Annotated in this window: 11 protein-coding genes; 4 read left to right on the top strand and 7 right to left on the bottom strand. The window is 71.7% G+C overall.

What is annotated here, in order from left to right; translation table 11 throughout:
• Nucleotides 1-16 precede the first annotated feature (16 nt).
• Nucleotides 17-931 (bottom strand): ribonuclease Z, encoded by a 915-nt coding sequence (locus F1721_RS12770; protein WP_150066838.1) that lies wholly within the window; start codon nt 929-931, stop codon nt 17-19.
• A gap of 50 nt (nt 932-981) precedes the next feature.
• Nucleotides 982-2,649: a cytochrome bc1 complex cytochrome b subunit gene (gene qcrB, locus F1721_RS12765; protein WP_150066837.1), complete on the bottom strand. Its 1,668-nt coding sequence runs from the start codon at nt 2,647-2,649 to the stop codon at nt 982-984.
• 286 nt (nt 2,650-2,935) lie between these two features.
• Between qcrB and F1721_RS12760 the strand changes: the two genes are divergently transcribed.
• Nucleotides 2,936-4,129 (top strand): FAD-dependent monooxygenase, encoded by a 1,194-nt coding sequence (locus tag F1721_RS12760; RefSeq protein ID WP_150066836.1) that lies wholly within the window; start codon nt 2,936-2,938, stop codon nt 4,127-4,129.
• Between the two features lie 200 nt (nt 4,130-4,329).
• Here F1721_RS12760 and F1721_RS12755 read toward each other — a convergent pair whose 3' ends face one another.
• From F1721_RS12755 to F1721_RS12745, 4 genes are all read right to left on the bottom strand, one after another.
• Nucleotides 4,330-6,216 (bottom strand): ABC transporter ATP-binding protein, encoded by a 1,887-nt coding sequence (locus tag F1721_RS12755; RefSeq protein WP_150066835.1) that lies wholly within the window; start codon nt 6,214-6,216, stop codon nt 4,330-4,332.
• Between the two features lie 94 nt (nt 6,217-6,310).
• Nucleotides 6,311-6,481: a hypothetical protein gene (locus F1721_RS34405; RefSeq protein ID WP_170301463.1), complete on the bottom strand. Its 171-nt coding sequence runs from the start codon at nt 6,479-6,481 to the stop codon at nt 6,311-6,313.
• Between the two features lie 534 nt (nt 6,482-7,015).
• Nucleotides 7,016-7,201, bottom strand: coding sequence for a hypothetical protein (locus F1721_RS12750; RefSeq protein WP_150066834.1), 186 nt, complete (start codon nt 7,199-7,201; stop codon nt 7,016-7,018).
• 49 nt (nt 7,202-7,250) lie between these two features.
• Nucleotides 7,251-8,105: an IclR family transcriptional regulator gene (locus F1721_RS12745; RefSeq protein WP_150066833.1), complete on the bottom strand. Its 855-nt coding sequence runs from the start codon at nt 8,103-8,105 to the stop codon at nt 7,251-7,253.
• A 170-nt stretch (nt 8,106-8,275) separates the two neighbouring features.
• Here F1721_RS12745 and F1721_RS12740 point away from each other — a divergent pair, with 170 nt between their 5' ends.
• The 3 genes from F1721_RS12740 (at nt 8,276) to F1721_RS12730 (ending at nt 11,364) form a co-directional block, all read left to right on the top strand.
• Nucleotides 8,276-9,226: a DUF1177 domain-containing protein gene (locus F1721_RS12740; RefSeq protein WP_150066832.1), complete on the top strand. Its 951-nt coding sequence runs from the start codon at nt 8,276-8,278 to the stop codon at nt 9,224-9,226.
• Between the two features lie 231 nt (nt 9,227-9,457).
• Nucleotides 9,458-10,237, top strand: coding sequence for an enoyl-CoA hydratase-related protein (locus tag F1721_RS12735; RefSeq protein WP_150066831.1), 780 nt, complete (start codon nt 9,458-9,460; stop codon nt 10,235-10,237).
• 44 nt (nt 10,238-10,281) lie between these two features.
• A complete protein-coding gene (locus F1721_RS12730; RefSeq protein WP_150066830.1) occupies nt 10,282-11,364 on the top strand; it encodes a VIT1/CCC1 transporter family protein in 1,083 nt (360 codons plus the stop codon).
• Here the strand turns inward: F1721_RS12730 and F1721_RS12725 are convergent, their stop codons facing one another.
• A complete protein-coding gene (locus F1721_RS12725) occupies nt 11,365-11,694 on the bottom strand; it encodes a GNAT family N-acetyltransferase (protein ID WP_150066829.1) in 330 nt (109 codons plus the stop codon).
• Nucleotides 11,695-11,751 lie beyond the last annotated feature (57 nt).

Raw genomic sequence — 11,751 nt, 5'->3', positions numbered from 1 at the left:
CCGCCCGAAAGCATATTCACCGCCGTGGTGGCACCGGCACCCGCACCAGGTCCTCGGCGACCACCAGCTGCCCGTCGAACACCTCGGCCGCCTCGTCGCGGAAGCGCCGCGGGTCGGGGTAGCGCTGGGAGAAGTGCGTCAGCACCAGGCACCGCACCCCGCACTCGGCGGCGACCCGCGCGGCCTGGGCCGCGGTGAGGTGGCGGTACTCGTCGGCCAGCCGGGCGTCCTGCTCCAGGAACGTCGATTCGATCACCAGCACGTCGGCCCCGGCGGCGAGCTCGAACACCCCGTCGCACAGCCGGGTGTCCATCACGAACGCGAACCGCTGGCCCGGCCGCGGCTCGCTGACCTCCTCCAACGACACCGTCCGGGCGCCGACCCGCAGCGAGCCCGCCCGCTGCAGGCGGCCGACGTCCGGCCCGCGCACCCCGAAGCGGGCCAGCCGATCGGGCAGCATCCGCCGCCCGTCCGGCTCCACCAGCCGGTAGCCGAACGTCTCGATGCGGTGGTCCAGCGGCACCGCCTCCAGCGCGCCGAAAGCTCCGGTGAACACCGTGCCGCCGCGCTCGACCGGCCGCTCCCGCACCTCCGCGACCTCGTCGAAGGCCGACGCGCGGTGCAGCCGCCGGAAGAACTCGGTCCCGGCGGCGGGGAAGTGCGCGTGCACCGGGCGCGGCATCCGGTCCAGTGACAGCCGCTGCAGCACGCCCGGCAGCCCGAGGCAGTGGTCGCCGTGGAAGTGGCTGATGCAGATGTGGTCGATGTCGTGCGAGCTGACCCCCGCGCGGATCATCTGCCGCTGGGTGCCCTCGCCGGGGTCGAACAGGAACCCGACGCCGTCCCAGCGCAGCAGGTAGCCGTTGTGGTTGCGGGCGCGCGTGGGCGCCTGGCTCGCGGTGCCGAGCACGACCAGTTCCCGGTTGGACACCGCTGAACTCTAGATGACGCGCTTTGCGCAGCGGTGCCGGTAGCGGAACCTCACTGCTCGGGTTCCTGCGGGCGGCCGGTGCGCACCTCGGGCTCGCGGCCCGCCCGCGCCGCCTGCTCCTGCTCGGCCTGCTCGCGCCGCGCCTGCGCCAGCGCTTCGGTCTCCTCCCGCGGGTCCGGGACCAGCAGGCTGCCCGGCACCGAGTGCCCGGCCGCGCCGAGCTGGTTCATCTTCTTGGGCACCGGGGTGGCCTGGTAGGGCAGGGGCTGCGGGTGGCCGTGCTCGTCCACCGGGCCCAGCGCCTGGTGCACCTCGACGAACTCGCCGTGCGGCAACCGCTTGATGATGCCGGTCTCCACGCCGTGCTCCAGCACCTCGCGGTCGGTGCGCTGCAGCCCCAGGCAGATCCGGTAGGTCACGAAGTAGGCGATCGGCGGGAGCACCAGCACGCCGATCCGCCCGGCCCACGTGGTCATGTTCAGCGACAGGCCGAACATGAACGCGATGATGTCGTTGGCGCCGGAGGCCAGCACCACCAGGAAGAACGTGATCGCCATCGCGCCCAGCGAGGTGCGCACCGGGGCGTCGCGCGGTCGCTGCAGCAGGTTGTGGTGGGTGTCGTCGCCGCTGAGCTTGCGCTCCAGCATCGGGTAGATGATCGCGATGGTGAACACCAGGCCGAGACCGATGATCAGCGGGAAGAACACCGCCGGGACGGTGTAGGGGCCGAGGTAGAGCTCCCACGGCGGCCACAACCGGCCCATCCCGTCGGTCCAGATCATGTACCAGTCGGGCTGCGAGGCCGCGGAGACCATGGAGGCGTTGTACGGGCCGAAGTTCCAGACCGCGTTGATCTGGAAGATCCCGCTCATGATGGCCAGCACGCCGGTGACCATGAAGAACAACCCGCTGCCCTTGACCGCGAAGACCGGCATGATCCGCACGCCGTCCACGTTGGACTCGGTGCGGCCCTTGCCGGGGTACTGGGTGTGCTTCTGGTACCAGACGATGGCCAGGTGGACCGCGATCAGCCCCAGGATGACGCCGGGCAGCAGGAAGATGTGGATCATGTAGAAGCGCGGGATGATCTCGGTGCCCGGGAACTCCGCGCCGAACAGGATCCACTGCAGCCAGGTGCCGATCACCGGCACCGACAGCAGGATCCCGGAGGCGATCCGCAGCCCCGTGCCGGACAGCAGGTCGTCGGGCAGCGAGTAGCCGATGAAGCCCTCGAACATGCCCGCGAAGAACAGCAGGATCCCGATCGTCCAGTTGACCTCGCGCGGGCGGCGGAACGCGCCGGTGAAGAAGATCCGGAACATGTGCACCACGATCGCGGCCATGAAGATCAGCGCCGCCCAGTGGTGCAGCTGCCGGGCGAACAGCCCGCCGCGGACGTCGAAGGAGATGTCCAGGGTGCTCTCGAAGGCCCGCGACATCGGGATTCCGCGCAGGTTGGTGAACTTCCCGTCGTAGACCACCTCGGTCATCGACGGGTCGAAGAACCAGGCGAGGTAGGTGCCGGTCAGCAGCAGCACGATGAAGCTGTACAGCGCGATCTCGCCGAGCATGAACGACCAGTTCGACGGGAAGACCTTGTTGAGCTGCCGCCGCACCCCGGCGGCCAGGCGGAACCGCAGGTCCACCTCGTCGGCCTGGCGGCGCAGCGAAGCGGCGAACCTGCTCTCGGGCTTCGTGGGCTGGGTCAGCCTGCTCATCTCGACTCCCGGCTGCCGCGCCCCGGACGACGCGGGGACCGCCTGCTGCCGAACCCCGTGCGTGGCCGGGGGAAGGACGATGCGCGGTTCCGAGCGTACTGCTTCGGCAGGGCCCCGGCAGCCGAACTGGTGTCCGCCGCAGCGGCTGCCGCTCTCGGACGCGGCCGCAGGTGCGACCAAGTGCGCCGAGGGGTACAACGAGGGCGTATCGACTTCTCACGCGGACATTGGCGGTCCGGTCGGGCCGCCTGCGCAGCTGCCCGCCTGTCGTTCAGGAGGTGCTGCTGTGAAAATCGTGTGCATCGGGGCCGGTCCCGGCGGTCTGTACTTCGCCATCTCGGCGAAGCTCCGCGACGCCGGCCACGACATCACCGTGATCGAGCGGGACCCGCCCGGTGCCACCTACGGCTGGGGGGTCGTGTACTGGGAGGACCTGCTGGACACGCTCTACCGCAACGACCGGGAGAGCGCGCGCCGCATCCGCGCCGAGTCGACGCTCTGGCAGGAGCAGGTGGTCGCGCTGCGCGGGGTCGACAAGGCCTACCTCGGCGGCTACGGCTACAGCGTCAACCGGGCCCCGCTGCTGGCGATCCTCGCCGAGCGGGCCACCGAGCTCGGCGTGAAGATCCAGTACGAGACCGCGGTGGAGGACCTCGCCGACTACGCCGACGCCGACCTGGTGGTGGTCGCCGACGGGGCCAACAGCCGCACCCGGCAGCGCTACCAGGAGCAGTTCGGCACCCGGGTGGACTACGGGAACAACCCCTACATCTGGCTGGGCACGGAGCGGGTGTTCGACAAGTTCACCTTCGACTTCGAGCAGACCCCGGCCGGCTGGATCTGGTTCCACGCCTACCCGTCCGCCGCGGGCATCAGCACGTTCATCGTGGAGTGCACCGAACCCACCTGGCGGGGTTTGGGGCTGGACCGGCTCGGCGACGCCGAGACCCGGCAGCTGCTGGAGCAGGTCTTCGCGGGCCAGCTGCGCGGCCGGTCGCTGATCAGCCAGTCGCGCGGCAAACCGGCGTCGTGGCAGCGCTTCACCCAGGTGTTCAACGAGACCTGGCGCTACGACAACGCGGTGCTGATCGGCGATGCCGCGCACACCACGCACTTCACGCTGGGGTCGGGCACCCGACTGGCCATCATGGACGCGGTCGTGCTGGCGCAGAACCTCTACGAACAGCCGGAAACCGCCTTGGCGGTCAAGGAGTTCGACGAAGCGGGCCACGCCGCGCTGCGGGAGGCGCAGATCGCCGCGCGCAGCAGCATGGCCTGGTTCGAGCGGGCCGACCGCTACACCGACCGCGGAGCGGTGGAGTTCTGCTACGCGATGGCCGGGCGGCACGGCATCCAGCGGCCGTGGCAGTACCAGCGCTACCTCGCCCGGCAGAACCTGGTGGCGCGCAAGGCGCTGCGGTGGGCCGGAACCGGGCAGCGGTGGCTGCGGGCCCGCCGCCGAGGCGAGCCCTGGCGCTGACTTCTCTTCCGCGCTCGTTCTGCGTGGCGGTGCCGGTGGCGGAACCTCAGAGGCCGCCTGGCTGCGGGATCCCGTTCTGATGTATGCCCAATACACGGCGAACGGGCTGTCCTAGCCAGGCGGCCTCTGAGAACCCGCGGCGGTGCGAGTCGCGAGGGCGGGCCAAGCGGCTTCGCCGCTTCAAAGACGAAGAACACCCTTTAGTTCGGCAGCTGGCCGTCGACGGGCCGGGTCGGGGTGACCGACCCGGCCTGCTGCTGTTCGGGCACCACCTGGCCGCGCTCCGGGTGGTGCAGCCGGTAGAGGTGGGCGTAGCCGTTGTTGTTGCTCAGCAGCTCCTGGTGCGTGCCGACCTCGGTGATCCGGCCGCGGTCCAGGTAGACGATCTGCTGGGCGTCGCGGACGGTGAGCAGGTTGTGCGAGATCACGATGGTGGTGCGCCCGGCCATCAACCGGCGCAGCGGCGCGAGGATCCGGCGCGTCGCGTCGGCGTCCAGGCTGGTGGTCGGTTCGTCCAGCAGCAGGATCGGCGCGTCCCGGATCATCGCGCGGGCGATGGCGATGCGCTGCCGCTGCCCGCCGGAGAGCAGCCGACCGCGCTGCCCGACCCGGGTTTCGTAGCCCTCCGGCAGGGTTTGGATGAACTCGTGGGCGTCGGCGGCCTCGGCGGCCTCGACGAGCTGGCGCTCGTCGGCGTCCGGCCGACCGGCCCGGATGTTGTCCGCGATGGTGCCGTCCAGCAGCAGCGTTTCCTGCAGCACGATCGCGATGTTGGCGCGCAGTTCGGTGATGTCCAGCTGCCGCAGGTCGACGCCGTCCAGCAGGATGCGTCCGCCGGTGGGGTCGTAGAAGCGCAGCAGCAGCTTGGTCAGCGTCGACTTGCCCGCACCGCTGGCGCCGACCACCGCGGTGGTCTGGCCGGGCGGGGCGCAGAAGCTCACGCTGTGCAGCACGTCGGCGGGGGTGCCGGGGTAGCGGAAGTCGACCCGGTCGACGTCGAGGCGGCCGGTGACCCGCCGCAGCGGCACCGGGTTCGCCGGGTTCTGCACCAGCGGTTTCTGGTCGAGCAGTTCGATGATCCGCTCGGCGCTGGCCGAGGCGGAGAAGATGGTGTTGGACAGCTGCCCGAGGCTCTGCACCGGGGCGTAGAGCTGGGACAGGTAGACCAGGAACGCCAGCAGCCCGCCGAGGGTGATCCGCCCGGCCGACAGCTCCAGGATCCCCACCCCGACGATCGCCAGCACGCCGCAGACCTGCAGCAGGTCGGTGAGCGGGCCGAACAGCGCCCCGACCCGGGCCGAGGCCAGTTCGGCGACGACGTTGCCGCGGCTCTGCCGGGCGAAGCGGTCCACTTCGGCCGCCTCGCGGCCGTAGGCCTGGATCAGCGGGGCGTTGCCGAGGCTCTCCTCGGCGACGGTGCTGATCGAGCCGCTGCGCCCGCGCTCCTCGCGGGAGGCGTCCTTGATCCGGCGGGCGAAGAACCGGGCGACCGCCCAGAACAGCGGCACCGCGATCAGCGACACCAGCGCCAGCTGCCAGTTCAGGTAGAACAGCACCCCGGCGAACATCAGGATCTTGACCAGCGAGGAGAAGGTCTGGGTGACGCCGGAGAGCACCAGGGCCTCGATGGCGCCCACGTCACCGGTGAGCCGGGACAGCGTGTCGCCGATGCGCCTGCGGTCGAAGAACCCGACCGACAGCGTGTGCAGGTGCGCGAACACCCTGGTCCGCATCCGGTGCAGGAAGTTCTCGCCGATCCACACCGCGAGGTAGTGGCCGCAGAAGTCGATCACCCCGGACGCGAGGGTGAGCACCGCGTAGGCGGCGGCGACCATCGGGAACACGGCGAAGTTCTGCGGTGTCAGCACCTCGTCGATGAGCACCTTGAACAGCCAGATCGCCGCGGTGTCCAGCAGTGGCGAGATCAGCACGAGCAGCAGGCTGAGCAGCAGCCAGCCGCGGAACGGCCGGGCGTCCGGCCAGAACCGCTTGATGACCGACCGCACGCGCATCACCGGCGCGTGCTCGACCAACCCCTCGGTGTCCCGCTCCGCCGGCCGGAACAGCCAGCTCACCAAACCCGGCACCCGCCTCACCCCCGGGCAGAGGCGTAGCTCCCGCTCCGGGGGAGCGGGAGCTACGCGAATCGGATGGATGGATGGATGGAACGTCAGGGCTCGCTCAGCAGCCCCAGCCGCCCCAACCCCAGCCCCAGCCCCAGCCGGAGCCCCAGCGGCCCCAGCCCCAGCCGGATCCCCAGCCCCAGCCGGATCCCCAGCCCCAGCCGTTGCCCCAGCCCCAGCCGAAGCGGTTGCGGTTGAAGTCGACCTTGAAGGTGTCCTTGATCTGCATTCCGATCACTCTTTTCCAGTCGATGCACGTCGCCTACCGGACCGTCGTGCTGTCCGGCGTGCGCTTGCACGCGACACGAGCTGAATTCGGCGGCGCCCCGAACCGCATTCCGCGCGGAAATCGATCTGGGCCCGTGGATCGAACTCCCGCGCGGTGGGAGCTTCGGGTTCGCGGCCCGTTCCGGAATTGCCCCTCGCGTCGGGTCACTTCGCGGGGCGAACCGGACTTCCCCAGTTACCGGTGTCCTGCGGACGCCGGGTCTTTCGCGTTCCTCGACGTGACCGCCACCCACGTTAAGACGTCCGGTGGTGCGGGACAAGCTGACTTTCGGCCCTGCTTCGACGGGCTTTTTCGCCTTCCGCTGCGGAGCCGTCGCGCGGTCCCGGAAAACGGGTATTTGGTCCCTGGATTTTTCCCGGCACTCGTTTTCCCGCGGCCGGAATCGGGTACTGGCGCTTTCCCGGTCGCGAAGCGCGGGAATGCGCGGTGGAGAAGTGGCGCAGCGCCGGACCGGTGGAGGAATTTCCGAATCGGTCAGCCGCGGTGGAACAGGTGCTGGAAGAACGTCGTCAGCGAGGTGATCACGGTGGTGATCGCCGAGATCACCAGGTCCCACGCGGCCTGCACGGTGGACGCGGCGCCCACCGGGTCGCGGACCAGCAGGAAGCCCAGCACGACGACCACCAGCACCACGACCGCGATCACCGGCTTGCGGTTCATCGGCTCAGCCTCCCCGTAGTCGGACCACCCGCGCAGCGACGCGAAAACCCTACCCGGCCGACGACCGCGGACCGCCACCGCCGTCGGCCACGGCGCGTCGCGCCCCGCGGCCGCGGGGCAGCGGCCTGGTCAGCCGCACCCCGATCCGGGTGCTGAGCTCGCGCAGCGGCTCCACCCAGTCGGCCGGGTCGTGGTCGTGCTGGTCGGCGTGCCAGCCGACGCTGACGCTGCCGTAGAGATCGTCGCGCAGGAAAACCGGCACCGCCAGCGTGGCCACCCCCGCGTCGTACTCCCCGACGGTGTAGGCCCAGCCGGACTCCCGGACGTCGGCGAACTGCCGCTCCAGCACCGCCAGGTCGGTCACCGTCCGATCGGTGAACCGGGCCAGCGGCCGGTCGGTGAAGATCCGGGACCGCGCCTCCGGCGGCAGGAAGGCGTAGTAGGCCTTGCTGGTGGCGCCGGCGTGCGCCGGGTAGAGCTCGTTGGTCAGCGGGTAGTCGCGCAACCGGCCGTCGGCGCCTTCGGCGACTACCACGCAGCGCATGTGCGCGCTGTCCGGCAGCGCCAGCAGCACGCTGTGCCCGGTGTCCTCGGCCAGCTCGGCCAGCAGCGGCCGCACCAGCAGGTCCAGCGCGCCCGCGCGGTCCCACATCCGGCCCAGGTGCAGTGCGGCCGGGCCGATCCGGTAGCGGCGGTTGGCGTCGTTGCGCACCAGGAACCCGCGGTGGGTCAGCGTCGCCAGCAGCCGCTGCGCGACCGAGGTGTGCAACCCGAACTCCGCGGCGATCTCGGTGACGCCCCGCTCCGGGTGCGCGCGGTCGAAGGCCAGCAGGACCTGCAGCGCCCGGTCGGCGGTCTGCGGCAGGCCGGGCGGGGTGCGGCGGTCGGTTCCGAAGTCCGGCATGCCCCCATTTTGCGGATAGCGGGATTTCCTTGCTCGGCGGTCCGGCCGACGAGCACCGTGGTCGGTGAGCGGCCGCCCGCACCCGGCGGCCGCCGTCGAACCCGGCCGCACCGCGCGGGCAGCCCCCCGTCCTGCCCCGGCGGTGCGGCCCCGGCCAAGAGGAACTGCGGATGCTCAAGTACGTCCTGGACGTGGTGGACCTGCTCGACTCGCCGGAGGTCACCGGCGCCGACGTCGTGGATCACCTGGACCGCGCGGCCGGTGAGCGCGGCCTGGCCACCAGCACCACCGTCCGCGGCGACCTGGGCAGCACCGACTTCGTCCAGGTCCGGGTGCCCGGCACCCGCGGCCGGTCGGCGGGCGGCGACGCCCCGACGCTGGGCGTGGTCGGCAGGCTGGGCGGCATCGGCGCCCGGCCCGAGGTGACCGGCTTCGTCTCCGACGGCGACGGCGCCGCGGCGGCCATCTCGGCCGCGGCGAAGCTGCTGGCGATGCGCGCCCGCGGGGACCGGCTGCCCGGCGACGTGGTGATCAGCACCCACGTGTGCCCGACGGCGCCCACCCGGCCGCACGAACCGGTGCCGTTCATGGACTCGCCGGTGGGCATCGCCACCATGAACGCCCACGAGGTCACCGCCGACATGGACGCCGTGCTGTCCATCGACACCACCAAGGGCAACCGGATCATCAACCACCGGGGCCTGGCGCTCTCGCCGACGGTCAAGCAGGGCTGGGTCCTGCGCGTCGCCGACCGGCTGGGCACCCTGCTGGAGACCGTCACCGGTGAACCGCTGGTGACCTACCCGGTGACCACGCAGGACATCACGCCCTACGGCAACGGCGTCTACCACATCAACTCGATCCTGCAGCCCGCCACCGCGACGGACGCCCCGGTGGTCGGCCTGGCGATCGTCGCGGCCACCGCGGTGCCCGGCTGCGCCACCGGCGCCAGCCACGAGACCGACATCGCCGCGGCGGCCCGCTACGCGGTGGAGGTGGCCAAGGAGTTCGGCGCCGGGCAGCTGACCTTCCACGACCGGGCCGAGTTCGACCACCTCGTCGCCCGCTACGGCTCGATGGCCCACCTGCAGACGATGGGTGCGCTGCCCGCCGAGGAGTGACCGAGCGGCAAACCGGAATCCTGCTCAACCGCACCTCAGGGGACCGTGACGCAACCCGGCCACAAGAAACCGCACAACGCGAGTCTGATCCAGGACGCAACCACCACTGAAAATCGCGGAGAGGCGGGACTGCTCGACACGTGAGATGTCGCGTACGAGCCCTCAGGGGGCTGCCACTTGCACCGCCGCACAGAATGTGTCTGGAATCCTTTCCTGGTCGAAGGAGCGCCGATGAGCAGCCCGCAGTACCAGCACCTGCTGTCCGAGCAGGACGGTGCGACCGTCCGCATCACGATGAACCGGCCGGACCGGCGCAACTCGCTGTCGCTCGCGCACCTGGCCGAGCTCAAGCAGGCCTTCGAGGCGGCCGCCGAGACCAAGGCGACCGGCATCGTGCTCGCGGGCACCGGGCCGGTGTTCAGCTCCGGGCACGACTTCGGCGACATGGCCGAGCGGGACCTGGCCGGGATGCGCGAGATGCTGCGGCTGTGCGAGTCGCTGATGCGCACCATCCACGCCGTGCCGCAGGTGGTGATCGCCCGCGTGCACGCGCTGGCGATGGCCGCCGGGTGCCAGCTGGTCGCCTCCTGCGACCTGGCGGTGGCCGCCGAGTCCGCTGCGTTCGCGCTGCCCGGCGGCAAGGGCGGCTGGTTCTGCCACACCCCGGCGGTGCCGGTGGCGCGGTCGATCGGGCGCAAGCGGCTGATGGAGCTCGCGCTCACCGGTGACCCGATCGACGCCGCGACGGCCGAGCGCTGGGGGCTGGTCAACCGGGTGGTGCCCGACGACGAGCTGGACGCCGCGGTGGACGACCTGCTCGCGCGCGCCACGCGGGGGAGCAGGCACGCGAAGGCGGTGGGCAAGCAGACCATCTACGCCCAGCTGGACCGGCCCGAGGCCGATGCCTACGCGATCGCCACCGAGGTGATGGCCGGGACCTCGCAGTCCCCGGACGCGCGCGAGCAGATGCAGGCGTTCCTGGAGAAGCGCAAGCCGACGTTCGGCGGCTGACCCGCCGACTGGTGGCCGCGGTGATCGGCTGCGAGGCTGGGCGCGTGCGTGAGAGCGGGAGATCGTCCAAGGCCGATGCGAGGTCGGTGCGCAGGTGGCGGCGTCGGCTCGCCGACGAGCGCGAGGAGGCCGCGGTCTACCGGGAGCTCGCCGCCCGCCGCACCGGCGAGGAGCGCGAGATCCTGCTCGGGCTGGCCGAGGCCGAGGAGCGCCACGCCGCGCACTGGGCGGAGCTGCTCGGCGACGAGGCCGGTCCGCAGCGCCGCGGCCAGTTCCGGATGCGGCTGCTGGTGTTCCTGGCCCGCCGCTTCGGTTCGGTCTTCGTGCTCGCCCTGGCCCAGCGCGCGGAGAGCCGCTCGCCGTACGGCTCGGACCGCGACGCCTCCGCGGCGATGGCCGCCGACGAGCGCATCCACGAGGAGGTGGTGCGCGCGCTGGCCGCCCGCGGCCGGGCCCGCGTGTCGGGCACCTTCCGAGCCGCGGTGTTCGGCGCGAACGACGGTCTGGTGAGCAACCTGGCGCTCGTCCTCGGGGTGATCGGCGGGAACGTCGCGACCCAGACGGTGCTGCTGACCGGTCTGGCCGGACTGCTCGCCGGGGCGCTGTCGATGGGGGCCGGGGAGTACATCTCGGTGCGCTCCCAGCGGGAGCTGCTGGCCGCGGCCTCGCCGAACCCGGAGGCGCGCGCCGTGGTGCCCTACCTCGACGTCGACGCCAACGAGCTGGCGCTGGTCTACCGGGCCAGGGGCATGTCCGCCGACGAGGCGCAGCGCCGCGCCGACGCCCTGCTGCGCGACCCGCGACCACCGGTGCCAGCGGCCGAGCCGTCCACCGACGACCACGAGGTCGTCGGCACCGGGATCAAGGCCGCCACCTCCAGCTTCGCCTTCTTCGCCTCCGGCGCGCTGGTGCCGGTTCTGCCGTTCCTGTTCGGCATGTCCGGCGGGTGGGCGGTGCTGGTGGCGGTGCTGCTGGTCGGGCTCGCGCTGATGCTCACCGGCGCGACCGTCGGCGTGCTGTCGGGCGCCGCGCCGCTGCCCCGCGCGCTGCGCCAGCTCGGCATCGGCGCGGGGGCGGCCGCGGCCACCTACGTGCTCGGCCTGGTCTTCGGCGCGACCGTCGGCTGATCAGTCCGCAGTGGAGGCCTCGAGCTCGAACTTCGCGCGCTTGTCGGCGGGAACCAGGTCCAGGTAGTCGGCGTGGTTGCTGATCCAGCGGCGCACGAACGGGCAGTACGGCAGCACCGCCAGGCCGCGCTCGCGGGCGGAGTCCAGGGCCGCGCGGACCAGGATCCCGCCCAGGCCGCGGCCCCCGAAGCGGGGGTCGACCTCGGTGTGCACGAAAGCGATCGACGTCGGGCGCAGCTTGTACTCGGCGAACCCGGCGAGCTCGCCGTCGGCGCGGATCTCGAACCGCTCGGCGTCCGGGTTGTCGGCGACCTCGGGCTGGTCGGTCACGGTCGGGCCTCCAGGACCATCGGCGGCGGGTCGGGTCGATTGTGCCCCATCCGCGCG

The organism is Saccharopolyspora hirsuta (assembly GCF_008630535.1).
Classification (GTDB): Bacteria; Actinomycetota; Actinomycetes; order Mycobacteriales; family Pseudonocardiaceae; genus Saccharopolyspora; species Saccharopolyspora hirsuta.
The sequence above is the reverse complement of the archived record's forward strand: the minus strand, read 5'-3'. Positions and strand labels throughout refer to the sequence as shown.